Raw genomic sequence first — 19167 nt, 5'->3', positions numbered from 1 at the left:
ATTTCATTACTGACATCTCATTAACAAGAAACCTACCTGACTCTATCTGGAAACTTATTGCGTTAATCCAGATCAATTAATCGCGACTTATATCCAACTATATCTCTGGCAAAGCGCAACGCTAAGGGCGTAAATTGCGCTGCATCAATCCAGCCTTTTACACAAATTTTCAAACGTCTGCTCAACCCGGGATAACACCCGCTTTCCTCCTGTTAAAGCACGCGTTAACGAAAGCGCTGATTGACAATTTTCTGAGCTGCTTCATTCGCTACTCGCCTGTTCGGGCAGCTCACAGACCTGTTCTGCGGGTAATAAAAAACTGGAATCAATAAACAGTCGTTGCTGACTCTGATTGCGTTCGATCTGTTCGCGCGCGTGACGGAGGCATAGCGAGGAGCAAGGAGTCCTTATGTTAGATATCGTCGAGCTGTCGCGGTTACAGTTTGCCTTAACGGCGATGTACCATTTTCTGTTCGTCCCTTTAACGCTGGGTATGGCGTTTTTGCTGGCGATCATGGAAACGGTATATGTCCTGAGCGGCAAACAAATTTATAAAGATATGACGAAGTTCTGGGGCAAATTATTCGGTATTAACTTTGCGCTGGGTGTCGCCACCGGCCTGACCATGGAATTTCAGTTCGGGACTAACTGGTCATATTACTCTCACTACGTCGGCGATATCTTCGGTGCGCCGCTCGCCATTGAAGGTCTGATGGCGTTCTTCCTGGAATCCACCTTTGTTGGCCTGTTCTTTTTTGGCTGGGATCGCCTGGGCAAAGTGCAGCACCTCGCCGTCACCTGGCTGGTGGCGCTGGGCTCAAACATGTCGGCGCTGTGGATTCTGGTGGCTAACGGCTGGATGCAGAATCCGATCGCCTCTGAGTTCAACTTCGAAACCATGCGCATGGAGATGGTCAGCTTCTCAGAGCTGGTGCTGAACCCGGTCGCGCAGGTGAAATTCGTGCACACCGTGGCAGCCGGTTACACCACCGGTGCAATGTTTATTATGGGCATCAGCGCCTGGTACATGCTGAAAGGCCGTGACTTCGCCTTTGCTAAACGCTCGTTCGCTATCGCGGCCAGCTTTGGCATGGCGGCGGTGCTGTCAGTCATCGTTCTGGGCGATGAGTCAGGTTACGAGATGGGGGACGTGCAGAAAACCAAACTGGCCGCTATCGAAGCGGAGTGGGAAACCCAGCCGGCACCGGCGTCGTTTACCCTGTTTGGCCTGCCCGATCAGGCCACTCAGGAGAACCGATACGCAGTACAGATCCCCTGGCTGCTGGGCCTGATCGCCACCCGATCTACCGATACGCCGGTAACCGGCCTGAAAGATCTGATGGCACAGCATGAAGTGCGCATCCGCAACGGCATGAAATCCTATGCCCTGCTGAATGAGCTGCGCGGTGGCAGCCAGGATCCGGCGGTGCGTGACGCGTTCAACAGTCACAAACAGGATCTCGGCTACGGTCTGCTGCTGAAGCGTTATACCGACAACGTGGCTGATGCAACCGAAGCGCAGATTAAACAGGCGACGCAGGACTCTATCCCGCGTGTCGCTCCGCTCTATTTTGCCTTCCGCATCATGGTGCTGTGTGGCGTACTGCTGCTGGGCATTATCGCGCTGGCGTTCTGGAGCGTACTGCGTAACCGCATCGGTAAAAATCGCTGGTTACTGAAAGCGGCGCTGTTTGGTATTCCGCTGCCGTGGATCGCTATCGAATCAGGCTGGTTTGTGGCGGAGTATGGTCGTCAGCCGTGGGCTATCGGTGAAGTGCTGCCGACTGCGGTAGCCAACTCCTCCCTGACCGTTGGCGATCTGCTGTTCTCCATGATCCTGATCTGCGGACTCTACACAATGTTCCTGGTGGCTGAGATGTACCTGATGTTCAAATTCGCCCGCCTTGGGCCGAGCAGCCTGAAAACCGGGCGTTATCATCATGAGCAGATCACGGCAATCACCCAGCCGGTACAGGGATAAGGAGAGCGACCATGTTTGATTATGAAGTTCTGCGCTTTGTGTGGTGGCTGTTGATTGGCGTACTGCTGATTGGCTTTGCCGTCGCAGATGGTTTTGATATGGGTGTCGGGATGCTGACACGCATTCTGGGCCGGAATGATACTGAACGTCGCATCATGATTAACAGTATCGCTCCACACTGGGACGGTAACCAGGTCTGGCTGATCACCGCAGGTGGCGCGCTGTTTGCCGCCTGGCCGATGGTCTACGCGGCAGCCTTCTCTGGCTTCTACGTGGCGATGATTCTGGTGCTCGCGTCGCTGTTCTTCCGTCCGGTCGGCTTCGATTACCGTTCGAAGATTGAAGACAATCGCTGGCGCGGTGCCTGGGACTGGGGGATTTTCATTGGCAGCTTCGTGCCGCCGCTGGTGATTGGCGTAGCGTTTGGCAACCTGTTACAGGGCGTGCCGTTCCATGCCGATGAGTATCTGCGCCTGTTCTATACCGGTAACTTCTTCCAGCTGCTGAATCCGTTTGGGCTGCTGGCGGGTGTGGTCAGTGTGGCGATGATTCTGGTGCAGGGTGCAACCTATCTGCAGATGCGCACTACCGGCGAACTGCATCTGCGTTCACGCACCGCAGCACAACTTGCCGCCCTGGTGATGATGGTCTGCTTTATCCTGGCGGGCGTCTGGGTGAAATATGGTATCGATGGTTATGTGGTGACCAGCACTATGGATCACTTCGCCGCCTCTAACCCACTGGGCAAAACCGTGGTGCGCGAAGCGGGTGCCTGGATGGTCAACTTCCAGAACCACCCTGTGCTGTGGCTGTTCCCGCTGCTGGGCGCTGTGCTGCCGCTGCTGACCATACTCTGCTCGCGGGTTGAGAAGGGCGCCTGGGCGTTCCTGTTCTCCTCACTGACGCTGGCCTGCGTCATCATGACAGCCGGTATTGCAATGTTCCCGTTCATCATGCCATCCAGCACGGTGCCGGGTGTGAGCCTGACCATGTGGGACGCAACGTCCAGCCTGCTGACGCTGCAAACCATGACCGTTGCCGCCGCTATCTTTGTGCCGATCATTCTGGCCTACACCACCTGGTGCTACTGGAAGATGTTTGGTCGTATCACCAAAGAGCATATTGAAAGCAACAGTCACTCACTCTATTAATTAAGGAGACGTCGCATGTGGTATTTTGCCTGGATTCTCGGCACGTTGCTGGCCTGTGCCTTTGGTATCGTGACCGCGCTGGCGATTGAGCACATTGAAGCGCAGGATGAGCCTCACTGATGCGAACGCTAATTCGGATGCTGTATGATCTGATGGATAAGGGCCCGTTACGGGCCCTTACACTGCTGCTGGCGCTGCTGACCGCAGGCGGCGTGATGTGGGATCCGACACGCTTTGCCAATCAGGCAGGCCAGTTACCGGCTCTGCAGGGGCTGGTGCTGATCTGGGCGGTCTGCAGTGGGGTGATCCACGGTGTGGGCTTCCGGCCACAGCAAACCCGATGGCAGGCGCTGTTTGCCCCGTTACCCGCCATGCTGGTGCTATTTATTGCGCTTTACCGTTTTTATCTTTAAGACCCCGTCTCATCGGCGCTGTCAGTGAATTTTTGTCAGCGTCTGGTCAATTAATCTCCCTGAAATCGTTCCGTTTGTTACGGAGCGATAATTATTTTCGCCTGGCTCTGACGAGCCATTCCCAACCCCAATTCTCTTGCGTATAGTAACAACGTTTAAAACGAGGCCGGGATGTAGAGTGAGTACAACGCTGTTTCGCTGGCCGGTTCGGGTCTACTACGAAGATACTGATGCCGGTGGTGTGGTTTATCACGCCAGCTATATCGCTTTTTATGAACGAGCACGTACTGAAATGTTGCGACAGCACCATTTCAATCAGCAGACGCTGTTAGAACAGCAGATCGCTTTTGTGGTACGGCGTATATCGGTGGACTATCTGGCGGCGGCGCGTCTTGATGACCTTCTGGAGATCCAGAGCGAGGTCACATCAATGACACGGGCTACCATGACGTTCACTCAGCGTATCGTGAATACTGAAGGCAAAGTGCTCAATGAGGCAGAAGTCCTGATTGCCTGCATTAACCCACATCTAATGAAGCCGATTGCGCTTCCCAAGTCTATTGTCGCGGAGTTCAAGCAGTGACTGACATGAACATTCTTGATTTGTTCCTGAAGGCGAGCCTTCTGGTCAAACTTATCATGTTGATTTTGATCGGCTTTTCTATTGCCTCCTGGGCCATCATTATTCAGCGCACACGTATTCTGAATGCGGCGGGAAGAGAAGCGGAGGCGTTTGAAGACAAATTCTGGTCCGGCATCGAACTCTCGCGCCTCTATCAGGAGAGCCAGGAGCGCCGGGAAGAACTGGGTGGTTCGGAGCAGATTTTCTATTCCGGCTTTAAAGAGTTCGCCCGCCTGCATCGCGCCAACAGCCATGCGCCGGAAGCGGTCATTGATGGTGCGAGCCGTGCGATGCGCATCTCGATGAACCGTGAGCTGGAAGCGCTGGAAAACCACATTCCATTCCTCGGCACCGTCGGTTCTATCAGCCCTTATATCGGACTGTTCGGCACCGTCTGGGGGATCATGCACGCCTTTATCGCACTGGGTGCCGTGAAGCAGGCAACCCTGCAGATGGTTGCACCGGGTATCGCTGAAGCGTTGATTGCGACCGCTATCGGTCTGTTTGCCGCAATTCCGGCGGTGATGGCGTACAACCGTCTGAACCAGCGCGTAAACAAACTGGAGCAGGGCTACGACAACTTCATGGAAGAGTTCACTGCCATTCTGCATCGCCAGGCTTTCTCCAGCGATAGCGCTAAGTAAATAGAGGTTAATGATGGCCAGAGTACGTGGTCGCAAACGCCGCGACCTGAAGTCGGAAATCAACATCGTTCCGCTACTGGACGTCCTGTTGGTGCTGTTGCTGATCTTCATGGCAACGGCGCCCATTATTACCCAGAGCGTGGAAGTGGATCTGCCTGATGCGACCGATTCGAAAACCGTTGCCAGCGATGATAATCCGCCGGTGATTGTCGAAGTGGCGGGCGTGGGTCAGTACAGCCTGGTCGTGGATCACGATCGTATGGATCAACTTCCGCCAGAGCAGGTAATCAGCGAAGCGCAGCGTCGACTGGAAGCGAATCCTAAGACGGTCTTTTTGATCGGGGGCGCGAAAGAGGTGCCTTACGATGAAATTATTAAAGCGCTCAACCTGCTGCACCAGGCGGGTGTTAAATCTGTCGGTTTGATGACGCAGCCGATTTAAAATCGAACCGTTTTTTGGGAACCGAGTGTGTCGAAGGCAACCGAGCAAAACGAGAAGTTAAAGCGCGCGATAATCATTTCGGTGATTCTGCATATCGTGCTGATCGCGCTGCTGATTTGGAGCTCGTTTAATGAGCACATTGACGCCAGCAGTGCGGGTGGCGGAGGCAGTGATATTGATGCAGTGATGGTCGATCCCGGTGCCGTCGTGAGTCAATACAATCGTCAGCAGAACCAGCAAAGTGACAGCCAGCGGGCTGAGCAGCAGCGTAAAAAGCAGGCGCAGCAGCAGGCTGAAGAGCTGCAACAGAAACAGGCTGCTGAACAGCAGCGTCTGAAAGCGCTGGAAAAAGAGCGTTTAGCCGCGCAGGAAACCGCGAAAGAAGAGGCGAAACAGCAGGCTGAGCAGCAGAAAGCTGCCGAAGACGCTGCTAAGCAGGCGCAGGAGCAGCAAAAAACGGCGGAAGCGGCGGCTGCCAAAGCCAAAGCGGATGCAAAAGCTCAGGCAGATGCGCAGGCAAAAGCTGCGGCTGAGCAGGCGAAACAGGCCGCAGCCGAAGCAAAGAAGCAGGCTGATCAGCAGGCGAAAGCCGCCGCTGCCGCTGCAGCAAAAGAGAAAGCCGTTGCGGAAGCGAAGGCGAAATCTGAAGCAGATGCGAAAGCCGCGGCTGAGGCCAAAGTGAAAGCGGCGGCGGATGCCAAAGCCAAAGCGGCTGAAGAGGCTAAAGAAAAAGCAGCTGAGGCCAAAGAAAAAGCCGCAGAGGCGGCGAAAGAGAAAGCCGCAGAAGCAGCAAAAGAGAAAGCGGAAGCGGCTAAAGAGGCCGCCAAAGAGAAGGCGGAAGCAGCCGCCAAAGCGAAAGCCGATGCCGCGGCGAAAGCCAAAGCCGATGCTGCCGCAAAGGCCAAAGCGGATGCTAAAGCCAAAGCCGCCGCCGATGCGGCCAACGACAGCGATGTCGATGATTTGCTGGGTGGACTCGCTTCCGGTAAAAATGCACCGAAAAGCGGCACCTCTGGCGGCGCAGCAGGGCAGGGAAACCAGAAGAAAGCGGGTGCATCAGGCGCGGAAATCAACTCCTACATGGGTCAGGTTGTGAGTGCGATTCAGAGCCGATTCTATGATGCGGATCTGTATCGCGGAAAAACCTGTGATTTGCGGATTAAACTTGCGCCTGATGGCTTGTTGATTGATGTTAAGTCAGAGGGTGGCGATCCCGCGCTCTGTCAGGCCGCGATTGCTGCCGCAAAACAGGCACGTATTCCGAAGCCGCCTTCGCAGGCGGTCTACGAAGTGTTTAAAAACGCCCCAATGCGTTTTAAACCGCAATAATGCAGTAACGGGCGGCAAGTTGATCTATGTTTAGCGTGCCGTACTTAAGTTGTACTCGTGGTTTCCAGGAACAGTGCCAATTATCGTGGACTGAGGTTCAGATAAGGGAGATAAAATGAAGCAAGCTCTTCGCGTTACGTTAGGCTTTTTTATCCTGCTGTGGGCAGCCATGCTGCATGCAGAAGTTCGAATTGAGATCACCCAGGGTGTCAACACTGCGCGCCCGATTGGCGTGGTGCCGTTTAAATGGGCCGGTGCTGGCGCAGCGCCGGAAGATATCGGCGGCATCGTTGCAGCTGACCTGCGCAACAGTGGCAAATTTAATCCACTGGATCGCTCGCGTCTGCCACAGCAGCCTGCCAGCGCGCAGGAAGTTCAGCCTGGCGCGTGGAGTGCACTCGGCATTGATGCCGTGGTCGTCGGTCAGGTCGCGTCTAACCCGGATGGCAGCTATCAGGTTTCGTACCAGCTGGTCGACACCGGCGGTGCTCCCGGTACCGTGCTGGCTCAAAACAGTTATAAAGTGACGAAGCAGTGGCTGCGTTATGCCGCTCACACGGCCAGTGACGAAACGTTCCTGAAGCTGACCGGCATCAAGGGCGCTTTCCGTACCCGTATCGCCTATGTGGTGCAGACCAACGGCGGCCAGTTCCCGTATGAGCTGCGCGTTGCTGACTACGATGGTTACAACCAGTTTGTCGTGCATCGTTCACCACAGCCGCTGATGTCGCCAGCCTGGTCTCCGGATGGCAGCAAAGTTGCTTACGTGACCTTTGAAAGCGGCAAATCTGCGCTGGTGGTTCAGACGCTGTCGAACGGTGCTATCCGTCAGATCGCCTCCTATCCACGTCACAACGGTGCCCCAGCGTTCTCGCCGGATGGCTCTAAACTGGCGTTCGCGCTCTCTAAAACCGGCAGCCTGAACCTCTATGTGATGGATCTGGCCTCAGGTCAGACGCGTCAGATTACCGATGGTCGCTATAACAGCACCGAACCGACCTGGTTCCCGGACAGCCAGACGCTGGCTTACACCTCCGATCAGGCTGGTGCTCCACAAATCTACAAAGTCGGACTTAACGGTGGCGCGCCACAACGTATTACCTGGGAAGGCGGTCAGAACCAGGATGCGGATGTCGCAACAGATGGTAAGTCAATGGTGATGATTAGCACCAACGGTGGTGCTCAACACGTCGCCAAACAGGATCTGGAAACGGGAGCCGTTCAAACGTTAACGGACACGTTCCTGGATGAAACGCCGAGCCTGGCACCCAATGGCACAATGGTAATCTACAGCTCTACTCAGGGTATGGGTTCCGTGTTGCAGTTGGTTTCTACCGACGGCCGTTTCAAAGCGCGTCTTCCGGCAACTGATGGACAGGTAAAATTTCCTGCCTGGTCGCCGTATCTGTAATGTCTGACAGTTCAGACATCACAAACAATAAACAATAATGGGATTTTGAAATGCAACTGAACAAAGTGCTGAAGGGTTTGATGCTGGCTCTGCCGGTTCTGGCAGTAGCGGCTTGTAGCTCACACAAGAACAACAACAATGACCAGACTGGCATGGGTGCTGATGGCGGCGCTTACGGTGCAAATTCTGGCATGAACGGCAACGGCGGCAACATGTCTTCTGACGAGCAGGCTCGTCTGCAGATGCAGCAGCTGCAGCAGAACAACATCGTGTACTTCGGCCTGGACAAGTATGACGTTCAGTCTGATTACGCACAGATGCTGGATCAGCATGCAACCTTCCTGCGCAGCAACCCGTCATACAAAGTGACCATCGAAGGTCATGCGGATGAGCGCGGTACGCCGGAATACAACATCGCCCTGGGCGAACGTCGTGCTAACGCGGTTAAAATGTACCTGCAGGGCAAAGGCGTGTCGGCTGATCAGATGTCTATCGTATCTTACGGTAAAGAGAAGCCAGCTGTTCTGGGTCATGACGAAGCAGCGTATTCTAAAAACCGTCGTGCCGTTCTGGTCTACTAAGAGAATCACATGGTTAGTAACTTCAGACATCACCTGTTGAGTCTGTCGTTACTGATTGGCGTAGCGGCCCCCTGGGCCGCTAATGCCCAAGCGTCAATCAGTAGCGTTGGCTCCGGCTCGGTCGAAGACCGTGTCACCACTCTTGAACGAATTTCTAATGCCCAGGCACAGCTGATGCAGCAATTGCAGCAGCAGATGAGCGATAACCAGCGTGATATCGACGCGCTGCGTGGGCAAATCCAGCAAAACACGTATCAGTTGAATCAGGTGGTTGAGCGGCAGAAGCAGCTTTACCAGCAGATTGACAGCCTGAGCAGTGCCAGCGGCGGTCAGCAGGCAGCGGGCAGTAATGCCGCAGCGGATACCGGCGCAGCAGCAACCGCAGGCGCGGCAGCATCAACGGATAGCGCACCTGCGCAGACCGGTGACGCTAACAGCGATTACAATGCGGCTGTGGCGCTGATTCTGGAGAAGAAACAGTATGATCAGGCGATCAGCGCGCTCCAGGCGTGGGTAAAACGTTACCCGGATTCGACCTATCAGCCGAACGCCAATTACTGGCTGGGACAGCTGAACTATAACAAAGGCAAAAAGGACGACGCGGCTTACTATTACGCCACGGTAGTGAAAAACTATCCGAAGTCGCCGAAAGCTGCAGAAGCGTTGTTGAAAGTGGGCGTCATCATGCAGGAGAAAAAAGACACAGCGAAAGCTAAAGCGGTCTTCCAGCAGGTGATCAAACTTTATCCAGACACCGAATCTGCTAAGCAGGCGCAAAAACGTCTGACCAGTCTGTAATCTGTACGGTTCAGGCCAGATATCGTGTGATTTCTGGTCTTGCCGTATGAAAGGTAAGCAACTGAAGCATTTAGCAGAAATAAGAGTTGCGCTACCCCGCTAAATCAGTAATATATGCCGCCGTTGCCGGGACACATTGCAAAGTGTCTGGTAAGCCTGAAGATGGGTCGTTAGCTCAGTTGGTAGAGCAGTTGACTTTTAATCAATTGGTCGCAGGTTCGAATCCTGCACGACCCACCATCTTCCTCAGACGCGCTTTTACCGCGCAGTTTTAAGAAGAACACTTCAGCATTGCTTCACAACCTAAGATGGGTCGTTAGCTCAGTTGGTAGAGCAGTTGACTTTTAATCAATTGGTCGCAGGTTCGAATCCTGCACGACCCACCATCTTATCTCAGCCGCCTGGCGTGTTGAACGGTTGTAAGCCCCCAGCGGGTCGTTAGCTCAGTTGGTAGAGCAGTTGACTTTTAATCAATTGGTCGCAGGTTCGAATCCTGCACGACCCACCAATTAAGAAAAAAGCGCCCTCAGGGCGCTTTTTTTGTTTCTGCGGCACGGCGTTCCCCGTGCAGGGTGAGAACCTGCAGCAGGTTCGACTGAATCGCCAGGCGATTCAGGCTGATGCGACAGCATCACCCGAAGGGCGAGGCCCCGGATGGGCCGAGGCAATCCTGCACGACCCACCAATTAAGAAAAAAGCGCCCTCAGGGCGCTTTTTTTATTTCTGCGGTATCTGATTACTTTTTCAAAGCAAAACGTGATTGGTTTTTGAAGTTGTGAGCAAACTCCGGCCCGTTCCGCTGTGAGATCGAGCCTGCGTAGAGAACAGGGTCAGATCGGAAAGACGCCAAAGCCAATCCATGACCTGCTCGGCCCGCGCGATTACGCACCTCATCCCTGAGGTGCGCCCGTAGCCGGGCCAACGCGTTGCGTTGTTCAAAAACGCTCGCGGCGTTTTTGTCCCAGGCGCGGGACGCTTTCCTCTTCTGACCCTGTTCCCTGCGCGTTGAGCTTCTGTATTGCTGGCAGATTTGCCCCCACTCTCGCCGTCACGGCTTTTTCTTTGCCTTTGCTACTGCCAGGCTCTCCCAGATATGCATCACTGCATAGCTGCGCCAGGGACGCCATGACTGCGATCGCGCCTCCGCTTCTTTCGATGACATGCCGCCCAGGTTATTCCGGATGGCAATATCCTCTTTGGGAAAGGCATCCGGCCAGCGCAAAGCGCGCATCGCGATGTAGTGCGCGGTCCAGGGACCAATACCCGGCAGGCTGACCAGCTTTTTGATGACCTCGTCTGGCGCCTGAGCGGCACTAAGACGCAGATCTCCGCTGGCGCAGGCATTTGCAAAGGCGATGATGGCGCGGGAGCGGGCGGCACTGACAATCCCCATCGGCGCGACATCGTCTACCGTCAGTCCGGCGATGCGTTCAGGATGGGCGGTGTAGCGGGTCAGATCGGCGAACGGCGTCTCACAGGGTTCGCCAAAGGCGGCGGCAAAACGGCTGCTGACCGTGGTGGCCGCTTTGACCGTCACCTGCTGGCCGATAATGGCGCGCACGCCCAGCTCAAAGGCGTCGAATGCGCCAGGCACACGCAGACCCGGATGCGAGATCAGGCTGGGTGCCAGCAGTGGGTCCTGCGCCAGACAGGCGGCGATACGCTGCGGCTGTGCGTCGAGATCGAACAGATCGCGCAGACGGCGCAGCAGCAGAGGCAGAACCGGCGTCAGCGAGGTGGAGAGCGTCACCTGCAGCGCGTTCTTTTGCGGCAGATGCGAAACAGAGACCCAGCCCCGGCAGCGACCCAGCACCACGGTGCGTCGCCAGCTGCCATCTTCCACCGCCTCGACCTCTTTCATCAGATGCGTCTGCAAAAACCAGATTATCGCCGCCCAGTCGTAGGGAGGGCGATAGGCCAGCCGCAGCGTCACGCGGTCGCCGGGCTGCGCGCATTGAGTGCCCGTATCGTCCCTGCGCAGCGCGCCTGGCGTCATGCGGTAACGCGCCTGGAAGACATCATTAAAGCGCCGCAGGCTGCCAAAGCCGCTGGCATAGGCAACGTCAATAATCGGCAGCCGGGTTTCGGTCAGCAGCTGTTTAGCCAGCAGCATGCGCCGCGTCTGCTTCAGTTCCAGCGGCGAGACACCCAGCTCCTGCTGCACAATACGGCGCAGCTGACGCAGGCTGATACCGAATTCAGCGGCAATTGCCTCCAGTCCTTCACGTTCCTCCAGCATGCCTTCCTCGATACGCTGAACCAGCCGCTCTGCCACACGATGCGGCTGATCAACCGGCGCATTACCGGGTGCCAGTTCAGGCCGACAGCGCAGGCAGGGGCGAAAGCGGGCTTTCTCCGCCGCTTCCGCGCTGCTGAAGAAAAGGCAGTTCTTCTGCATCGGCGCTTTGACCGGGCAGACCGGACGACAATAGATACCGGTTGAGGTCACGCCAACAAAGAAAACGCCGTCAAAGCGGGTATCACGAGAGGTCAGCGCCTGATAGGCAATGTCGGGATCGAGCATGGCAGTTCTCCGGTAAATAAGCGCAGCCTACACCGGTGAATCCCGGCAGACTGGCTGTTTTCGGACAGCACAACAGTTTATCGCCATGACCGAAAACAGCCAGTCAGGCTGATGAAAAGTGCGATAATAGGCGACAGAACCGTGACGGGAGAATCACCATGTACTACTTCAAACCGATAGTCACCCCGGTGGGTGAACTGAAACTGGTCGCCAGCGATAGCGGCCTGGCGGGTATTTTGTGGGAAAACGACGATCCCAAACGCACCCGGTTTTTGCCGCAAACGCGCGATGACGATCATCCCATTCTGATCGAAACTGAGCGTCAGCTCAGCGAGTACTTCACCGGTGCTCGTCGCTGCTTTGAGCTGCCGCTCGATTTTGTCGGCACTGAGTTTCAGAAAAAAGTCTGGCAGGCGCTGGTGGCTATCCCGTTTGGTGAGACGCGCAGCTACAGCCAGATTGCGCGGGAGATCGGCCATCCGCTGGCGGTGCGTGCCGTCGGGGCGGCCAATGGGCGTAATCCGCTCTCGATTGTCGCACCGTGCCACCGCGTGATTGGAGCCAACGGCAAGCTGACCGGCTTTGCGGGCGGACTGGATATCAAAGCCTTTCTGCTGGCACTGGAAGCGCCGCAAAAACCGCTGGTACTGGCAGATGAAACGCAGCCCGGCAGGGTCGGCGCTGTGATGCAGACAGAATAAATATCGCACGACACAGCCAGGCTTTTCCGCTATCGTGTTTAGCATATAAAACACGATGGCGGATTCAACGCCATAAGTCGCCGGAACAGGCGATTTTCGTTAATTAGACAAAACGAGAGCTGTGTCATGAGTGTGATGTTCGATCCAGAAAGCGCCGTTTATCCCTTTCCGCCCAAACCCGCTCGTCTGAGTGACGACGAGAAGGCGTTCTACCGTGAGAAAATTAAAGCGCTGCTGAAGGCGCGAAACGCAGTGATGGTGGCGCACTACTACACCGATCCGGAAATTCAGGCGCTGGCAGAAGAGACGGGCGGCTGCGTTTCGGACTCGCTGGAGATGGCACGCTTTGGCAGCAACCATTCGGCGACGACACTGCTGGTGGCGGGCGTGCGCTTTATGGGGGAAACCGCCAAAATCCTCAGCCCGGAGAAAACCGTACTGATGCCGACGCTGCAGGCGGAGTGCTCACTGGATCTCGGCTGCCCGATTGAAGAGTTTAATGCCTTTTGCGACGCCCATCCCGATCGCACTGTGGTGGTCTACGCCAATACCTCGGCGGCGGTAAAAGCGCGGGCCGACTGGGTGGTGACTTCAAGCATTGCGGTCGAGTTGATTGAGCACCTCGACAGTCTGGGCGAAAAAATTATCTGGGCGCCGGATCGCCATCTTGGCCGCTACGTCACCCAAAAATCGGGTGCGGACGTGCTCTGCTGGCAGGGCGCATGCATTGTGCACGACGAGTTCAAAACCCAGGCGCTGCAGCGTATGAAAGCGCTCTATCCCGACGCGGCAGTGCTGGTGCATCCTGAGTCACCGCAGGCGATTGTCGATCTGGCGGATGCGGTCGGCTCGACCAGCCAGCTGATTCAGGCCGCCAAATCCCTGCCGCATCCGCAGATGATTGTGGCGACCGATCGCGGCATCTTCTACAAAATGCAGCAGGCGGTGCCGGATAAAGAGCTGCTTGAAGCGCCCACAGCCGGTGAAGGTGCCACCTGCCGCAGCTGTGCTCACTGTCCCTGGATGGCGATGAACGGCCTTAAAGCCATCGCAGAGGCGCTGGAGTCGGGTGGGGTGGAACATGAGATTCAGGTGGATGAGACGCTTCGTGAGGCGGCGTTACTGCCGCTTAATCGCATGCTATCCTTTGCAGCGGAACTTAAACTCAACGTGAAGGGAAACGCGTAAGCGTTTTCCGGACAGGTGCTCAGCATGGACTTCTTCAGCACACACAATATTCTGGTTCACATTCCTCTGGGTGCCGGAGGCTACGATCTCTCATGGATTGAGGCTATCGGCACGCTGGCGGGCTTACTCTGCATCTGGTTTGCCAGCCTGGAAAAAATCATCAACTATCCCTTTGGCCTGATTAACGTCACGCTGTTTGCGGTGATTTTCTTTCAGATCCAGCTCTACGCCAGCCTGCTGCTGCAGCTCTTCTTTTTTGCCGCCAATATCTACGGCTGGTACGCCTGGAGTCGGCAAACCTCCGATCATCAGGCGGCGCTGAAAATCCGCTGGCTGCCGCTGCCTAAGGCGCTGGCCTGGACGGCGGGCTGTGTGATTGCGATTGCACTGATGACCCTCTATATCGATCCGGTGTTTGCGCTGTTAACCCGTGCGGCTGTCACGCTGATGAACGGCCTTGGCCTGTCGGTGGCGATGCCCGCGCTGCAGCCGGATGCGTTCCCGTTCTGGGACTCCTGCATGATGGTGTTGTCGATTGCGGCGATGGTGCTGATGACGCGCAAATATGTTGAGAACTGGCTGCTGTGGGTCATCATCAACGTGATTAGCGTGATGATTTTTGCCCGACAGGGCGTCTATGCGATGTCGCTGGAGTATGTGATTCTGACGCTGATTGCGCTGAACGGCTCACGCATGTGGATCCGCAGCGCGCGGCAACAGGGTTCCCGCGCGCTGTCGGCTCAGTGAGTGTGCACTTCGCCTTTAGCGTGAGCATGCTCATGGTCGTGTGAATGGCTGTGATCATGGCCGGTGGCGGCAGCGCCGCTTAAGCCGAGTTCACACTCGGCACCGGCACAGGGCTGATACTCCATCTGCACGGTCGCATGCGCAATCTGATAGTGCTGGCGCAGATAGTCGTGGATACGATGCAGCAGCGCATCGTGATCGTAAGGCGGGATCACCTGCGCATGCAGCGTCAGCAGCGGCTTTTCGCCCACCTGCCACAGATGCACATGGTGAACATTGCGCACCTCTGCGATGTTCAGGGTGAGATCACGTATCAGCCGGTTCACATCCAGCGAACGCGGCGCCCCTTCCAGTAACTCCTGCAGACTCTCACGCAGCAGCGCCCAGGCGCTGCGCAGCACCAGCAGTGACACCAGCAACGACAGAATCGGATCGATTGGGGTCCAGCCGGTCAGCATAATAATCACCGCCGCGACAATCGCACCCACCGAGCCAAGCAGGTCGCCCATCACATGCAGCGCCGCGGCCCGCACATTGAGATTCTTCTCTTCGCTGCCGTGATGCAGCAGCCAGAACGACAGAATATTGGCCAGCAGGCCGCCAATAGCAATCCCCAGCATCAGGCCGCCGGTCACCGGTTGCGGGTTGGCAAAGCGGCGCACCGCCTCCCAGACGATCAGTGCGGTAATGCCCAGCAGCGCAATGGCGTTAACAAATGCGGCCAGCGTGGTCAGACGCAGCAGGCCAAAGGTGTGGCGTGCATTGGGTTTACGGCGCGAGAACTGCACCGCCAGCAGGGCCATCAGCAGCGCGGCGGCATCGGTCAGCATATGCCCTGCGTCCGCCAGCAACGCCAGTGAACCCGAGAGCCAGCCGCCAATCACTTCAGCCACCATAAAGACAACGGTCACCCCGAAGGCGGCCGCCAGACGCGTGCGATTACTATCCTGCCCGCTATGAGTGTGGGTATGTGCCATAAGATTCCAGTTTTTTCAGTAACCTGTTTGCTAATAATATCAGTAATTGCCACGTCTCAGACGTGTCCTGATGCTGTTTTGCCTGCTCCGCCAGTTGCTGGCTGAGCTGTGCGCCGTGCTCCAGTCCCACCAGTAACCAGCTTCCTTTCATCCGGTGCGCCGCTTCGGCGAACGGTATCCACGCCTCGCGCTCGCGTGCTTCGCGCATCACGGCCAGATCCTGCGTCACCGTGTTGTGCAGCGTCTGGCTCAGACGGCGGAGGAATTTCTCATTCTGCTGCGCCAGTTGCCACAGATTATCATCCAGCGCCGCCAGCGGATCTTCCTGCCACTCAGCCAGCAGCGCGCTGAGATCGGCTAACTGCACCGGTTTTATTATTACCCGCTCCCGCGCCTCCAGCGGTCGTGACAGCAGCTGGGCATCCGCGGAGCAGAGCACCCGCATCGCCTGACGCTTCCGCTGACGGTCACGCCGCCGCAATATCCGCAGCAGCAGTGTGCCGTCAGGCCGCGGCATCATCTGGTCGATAAACAGCAGGTCATAAGGCTGCTGCGCATCGGCCTGCAGCAGCGCGCGTCCCTGCTCAAAGATGTCAGCCTGAATCGCAAAACGCGACAGCTGCTGCTGCATCACCAGCAGATTGGTCGGATGGTCATCGACAATCGCCACCCGCAGTTGTGGAAGGTCGGGCAGGGCAGTTTCATCCACGTGGTTTGCTGGTGCGCAGACCGCCAGTGGCAGCGTCACGGTGACCTGGGTGCCGTGACCGGCTTCAGAGGCGAGCCGGATGTCGCCGCCCATCCGCTGCACCATTTCCCGGCAGATAAACAGCCCCAGGCCGCTGCCCTGCACCGAAACCGATTTACCGGACGGCGCCTGATACCAGGGATCAAACAGCTTCTGCTGCTCCTCTGGCGGAATACCGCTGCCGCTGTCGCTCACCGTCAGAATCAACTGTTGTTGCTGTGCGGCCAGCGTCAGACGAATCGCGCCGTGGCGGGTAAATTTCAGCGCATTGGTCATCAGGTTGTTGACCACCTGCTGCAGGCGATCGGCATCGATCATCACGGCATCAGGCAGCGGCGTCAGCGCCTCGACGATCAGATGCGGGCCGTCTTCGCGCATTAACGGGTGATAAAAGTGCTGCTGCTGATTGAGCCACTGCGCCAGCGACAGCGGACGGGGCGCCAGGGTAAAACTGTTGCTCTCGATGCGCGCATGATCCTGCAGATCATTCAGCAACGTCAGCAGCGATTGCGCACTGCTGTGCAGCAGCGTCAGGTTCTGGCTGCTGTGCTGCTGCTTCTCCAGCTCCAGCAGTCCGAGGATCGCCTGCATCGGCGTGCGCAGCTCATGGCTGACGGTCGCCAGGAACTGGCTCTTCATCGCATTGGCGTGCTCAGCCTGTTCACGCTGCTGACGCTCCCGGCGCTGCTGCCAGTAGCGGCGCGCCAGCAGCAGCAGCAGCAGCGCAATGGCCGCACCTGCCACCGCCAGCACCATCATCGGCAGCGAACGCATCACCATCACGCTGCCGGGCTGTGGCGGGGTTGACCAGCTGTCGCGCATCTGACTCTGTGTGTCAGCCGGGATCTGCTGCAGCGCGCGATCCAGCAGGGTGCGCAGCACCGGCTGGTCAGGCGTCACACCCAGCGCGATCGGCCAGGCGATGTCGCTGGCGGCAAAGGCGAGATGGATGCGCGCATCATCGCGGCTGGCGATACGCCAGCGGGCGGAGAGCACGTTATCCACCAGCGCATCGATCTGCCCCTTTGCCAGCGCGTCATAGAGGCTATTACGATCGGCAAACTGCTGCGGCTGCAGATCCGCAGGCAGCAGACGCAGCGCCAGGTCATCCTGCAACACGCCGACCCGCTTGCCGCGCAGGTCGCGCCAGTGCGCCAGCGTATCGGGCTGCAGGCTGTAGATGCCCCACAGTGCGCGCCACACCGGCAGCGAGGTGCTCTGCATCGCATCGCCGTTCAGCGGCTGCATCAGCTGCAGCATCGCCTGCTGCTGACCGATCAGCGTGTTCGCCTGACGCGGATTGCTGACCCACACCGGTTCAAACTGCAGGCCGGTGCTCTGAGCTATCGCTTTCAGCAAATCCACGCCATAGCCTCTGGCGGTCCCGCTGGCATCGCGATAACTCCAGGGATAGTTGTCCGGTTCGGCGGTGTAAGTAATACGCGGATGATCGGCAATCCAGGCGCGTTCAGTGGGGCTGAGCATCAGGGTCTGCGTATCCTGATAGCGCGGCAGGGTACTGCTCCAGCGCGCCTGCAGCGTGTTCATCAGTTCTGCTGGCAACTGACGCAGGCTCTGATTAATCCAGCTGATAAGCTCCGGATCGCGGGAGACCGCGCGCAGGTTGAGCTGTCCGGCCTCGATGTGTGAGGCGATCTGATAAATCTGGCCCTGTTGCAGTTGGCTCAGCAGAAAACCGGCGCTGGTCTCATCCGCCACCACATAATCATTCTGCTGATTCAGCAAGGTATAGAGCGCCTGCAGATCACTGCTGTAGCGTCGCCAGCTGTGGCGGGCCGCCAGCGCAGGCGGCAGTTGTGCCAGCGTGCTTTCGCTGATCGCCAGTTGGGCATTCTGGCTGTTAAACATCACGGCACGCTGGTTTTGCTGATTGCGGTAGACCCGAAGCGGGCTGCTGTACCAGTTATCGCTGCTCAGCGCGCCGGCTGGCAGGGGAGAAATCCACATGCCAAGCGCAAAATCGATCTGGCCGCTGTTCAGCGCCTGCATCAGATGCGGCTGATCGCTGTAGAGTTTGAGGCTGAACTGCGCGCCAGTCAGCTGGCGCAGTGCGGAAAGATAGTCAGCATTGATGCCATACAGGTCGTTGCCGATGCGCATCGTCCAGGGGGCGTGGTTCTCTTCCAGCAGGCCAACACGCAGAATTTTGCCCTGCATGGTTTCCGCGTGTGTCACCGGCAGCATCATCGGCAGATTGATGCTGCTCACCGGACGCACCTCAGCCACAACGGAGCCGCACAGCAACAGCAGCAACAGCAGGAGAGTTCTCACTGCTGCGCCTTCCACAGGTCAGCCAGTTCCACCACTGAACGGGCGCCGGTTTTTTCCAGAATGTTCTTTTTATGGGTGCTGACCGTTTTATTACTGATGTGCAACTGGGCGGCGATTTGCAGATTGGAGAGGCCGCTGGCCAGCAGCGCCAGAATCTGACGCTCTTTCTGGGTCAGCGGGAGTTCCGGCTCATCATCCATCACCGGAAACGCCGTCTGACCGCCCAGCACCGCCAGGATAGCGCTAAGCAGCTGCGCCATGCGCTGGCTCTTCACCACATAACCGGCGGCACCCAGCGCCTGGGCGCGACGCACATAGTGGCGGGTCTGCTGAGCAGAGTAGATCAATACCGGACAGTCGGGCCGATGGATCTTCAGGCGACGCAAAAACTCCAGCCCATCGCTGTCCGGCAGGCCAATATCCAGCACGATGATGTCCAGTGGCTGCTGAAGCAGGGGACGGGCGGCTTTTTCACTGCTGGCAGAGAGGAGCTGAACCGGAAAGGGCGACTGGCTCAGAGCGGCTTCAAGTGCCACTTCAACCAGCGGATGATCGTCAATCAGAAGCAAAACGGCCATGAAGGATTTCCTGTAAAATTCACAGGATTAGCATAGCGGA

Annotated in this window: 18 protein-coding genes, 3 tRNA genes and 1 other RNA gene; 18 read left to right on the top strand and 4 right to left on the bottom strand. The window is 57.1% G+C overall.

The window, feature by feature from the left end; genetic code table 11:
* Positions 1-409 precede the first annotated feature (409 nt).
* The 15 genes from cydA to ACO6VX_RS08780 all read left to right on the top strand — a co-directional run bounded on the left by cydA (position 410) and on the right by ACO6VX_RS08780 (position 10057).
* Positions 410-1981 (top strand): cytochrome ubiquinol oxidase subunit I, encoded by a 1572-nt coding sequence (gene cydA / locus ACO6VX_RS08850; protein WP_422432122.1) that lies wholly within the window; start codon positions 410-412, stop codon positions 1979-1981.
* Positions 1982-1992: 11 nt separating this feature from the next.
* Positions 1993-3132 carry a cytochrome d ubiquinol oxidase subunit II gene (cydB, locus tag ACO6VX_RS08845; RefSeq protein ID WP_010671299.1) on the top strand — a complete coding sequence of 380 codons (1140 nt, stop codon included), beginning with the start codon at positions 1993-1995 and terminating at the stop codon, positions 3130-3132.
* Between the two features lie 15 nt (positions 3133-3147).
* Positions 3148-3252, top strand: a complete 105-nt coding sequence (cydX, locus tag ACO6VX_RS08840; RefSeq protein WP_010260755.1) for a cytochrome bd-I oxidase subunit CydX — start codon at positions 3148-3150, stop codon at positions 3250-3252.
* The gene (gene ybgE, locus ACO6VX_RS08835; RefSeq protein WP_422432120.1) at positions 3252-3545 is read left to right on the top strand and encodes a cyd operon protein YbgE; all 294 of its coding nucleotides are present in this window, start codon (positions 3252-3254) and stop codon (positions 3543-3545) included. Before cydX ends, ybgE begins: the two co-directional genes overlap by 1 nt.
* 178 nt (positions 3546-3723) lie before the next feature.
* The gene (gene ybgC / locus ACO6VX_RS08830; protein ID WP_010260759.1) at positions 3724-4128 is read left to right on the top strand and encodes a tol-pal system-associated acyl-CoA thioesterase; all 405 of its coding nucleotides are present in this window, start codon (positions 3724-3726) and stop codon (positions 4126-4128) included.
* On the top strand, positions 4125-4811 hold the full coding sequence (tolQ, locus tag ACO6VX_RS08825) for a Tol-Pal system protein TolQ (protein ID WP_010260762.1): 687 nt from the start codon (positions 4125-4127) through the stop codon (positions 4809-4811). The genes ybgC and tolQ overlap by 4 nt, the downstream gene beginning before the upstream one ends.
* A gap of 13 nt (positions 4812-4824) precedes the next feature.
* Positions 4825-5253 (top strand): colicin uptake protein TolR, encoded by a 429-nt coding sequence (gene tolR / locus ACO6VX_RS08820; RefSeq protein WP_010260764.1) that lies wholly within the window; start codon positions 4825-4827, stop codon positions 5251-5253.
* A gap of 27 nt (positions 5254-5280) precedes the next feature.
* Positions 5281-6582 carry a cell envelope integrity protein TolA gene (gene tolA / locus ACO6VX_RS08815; RefSeq protein ID WP_163792456.1) on the top strand — a complete coding sequence of 434 codons (1302 nt, stop codon included), beginning with the start codon at positions 5281-5283 and terminating at the stop codon, positions 6580-6582.
* A gap of 115 nt (positions 6583-6697) precedes the next feature.
* Positions 6698-7993 carry a Tol-Pal system beta propeller repeat protein TolB gene (tolB, locus tag ACO6VX_RS08810; RefSeq protein ID WP_340278099.1) on the top strand — a complete coding sequence of 432 codons (1296 nt, stop codon included), beginning with the start codon at positions 6698-6700 and terminating at the stop codon, positions 7991-7993.
* Between the two features lie 50 nt (positions 7994-8043).
* Positions 8044-8574, top strand: a complete 531-nt coding sequence (pal, locus tag ACO6VX_RS08805; RefSeq protein ID WP_010260771.1) for a peptidoglycan-associated lipoprotein Pal — start codon at positions 8044-8046, stop codon at positions 8572-8574.
* Positions 8575-8583: 9 nt separating this feature from the next.
* Positions 8584-9372: a cell division protein CpoB gene (cpoB, locus tag ACO6VX_RS08800; RefSeq protein ID WP_187499863.1), complete on the top strand. Its 789-nt coding sequence runs from the start codon at positions 8584-8586 to the stop codon at positions 9370-9372.
* 164 nt (positions 9373-9536) lie between these two features.
* Positions 9537-9612: transfer RNA gene (locus tag ACO6VX_RS08795), tRNA-Lys, on the top strand.
* 70 nt (positions 9613-9682) lie between these two features.
* A tRNA-Lys gene (locus tag ACO6VX_RS08790) sits at positions 9683-9758 on the top strand.
* 46 nt (positions 9759-9804) lie between these two features.
* Positions 9805-9880: transfer RNA gene (locus ACO6VX_RS08785), tRNA-Lys, on the top strand.
* 43 nt (positions 9881-9923) lie between these two features.
* Positions 9924-10057: non-coding RNA, RtT sRNA (locus tag ACO6VX_RS08780), on the top strand.
* Between the two features lie 363 nt (positions 10058-10420).
* Here the strand turns inward: ACO6VX_RS08780 and ACO6VX_RS08775 are convergent.
* Positions 10421-11896 carry an AlkA N-terminal domain-containing protein gene (locus tag ACO6VX_RS08775; protein WP_191913726.1) on the bottom strand — a complete coding sequence of 492 codons (1476 nt, stop codon included), beginning with the start codon at positions 11894-11896 and terminating at the stop codon, positions 10421-10423.
* 158 nt (positions 11897-12054) lie between these two features.
* On the opposite strand from ACO6VX_RS08775, the gene ACO6VX_RS08770 reads away from it, so the two are divergent.
* The 3 genes from ACO6VX_RS08770 (at position 12055) to pnuC (ending at position 14532) form a co-directional block, all read left to right on the top strand.
* Positions 12055-12597 (top strand): methylated-DNA--[protein]-cysteine S-methyltransferase, encoded by a 543-nt coding sequence (locus tag ACO6VX_RS08770; protein ID WP_010260149.1) that lies wholly within the window; start codon positions 12055-12057, stop codon positions 12595-12597.
* A 126-nt stretch (positions 12598-12723) separates the two neighbouring features.
* A complete protein-coding gene (gene nadA, locus ACO6VX_RS08765) occupies positions 12724-13785 on the top strand; it encodes a quinolinate synthase NadA (protein WP_022626034.1) in 1062 nt (353 codons plus the stop codon).
* Between the two features lie 24 nt (positions 13786-13809).
* The gene (gene pnuC / locus ACO6VX_RS08760; RefSeq protein ID WP_010260155.1) at positions 13810-14532 is read left to right on the top strand and encodes a nicotinamide riboside transporter PnuC; all 723 of its coding nucleotides are present in this window, start codon (positions 13810-13812) and stop codon (positions 14530-14532) included.
* Here the strand turns inward: pnuC and zitB are convergent.
* The 3 genes from zitB to ACO6VX_RS08745 are packed head-to-tail and all read right to left on the bottom strand — an operon-like array spanning position 14526 to position 19127.
* Positions 14526-15509 carry a CDF family zinc transporter ZitB gene (gene zitB, locus ACO6VX_RS08755; RefSeq protein ID WP_422458086.1) on the bottom strand — a complete coding sequence of 328 codons (984 nt, stop codon included), beginning with the start codon at positions 15507-15509 and terminating at the stop codon, positions 14526-14528. The two genes, pnuC and zitB, sit on opposite strands and share 7 nt — an antisense overlap.
* Entirely contained in the window at positions 15487-18564 is a 3078-nt protein-coding gene (locus tag ACO6VX_RS08750; protein WP_422458085.1) for an ATP-binding protein, read from the bottom strand. Before ACO6VX_RS08750 ends, zitB begins: the two co-directional genes overlap by 23 nt.
* Positions 18546-19127, bottom strand: a complete 582-nt coding sequence (locus tag ACO6VX_RS08745) for a response regulator transcription factor (protein ID WP_022626031.1) — start codon at positions 19125-19127, stop codon at positions 18546-18548. Before ACO6VX_RS08745 ends, ACO6VX_RS08750 begins: the two co-directional genes overlap by 19 nt.
* Positions 19128-19167 lie beyond the last annotated feature (40 nt).

It is taken from the genome of Pantoea sp. BJFS-204 (assembly GCF_049310725.1).
GTDB classification, from domain to species: domain Bacteria; phylum Pseudomonadota; class Gammaproteobacteria; order Enterobacterales; family Enterobacteriaceae; genus Pantoea; species Pantoea agglomerans.
Note: the sequence above shows the minus strand (reverse complement) of the source record. Positions and strands in the feature narration are given on the sequence as shown.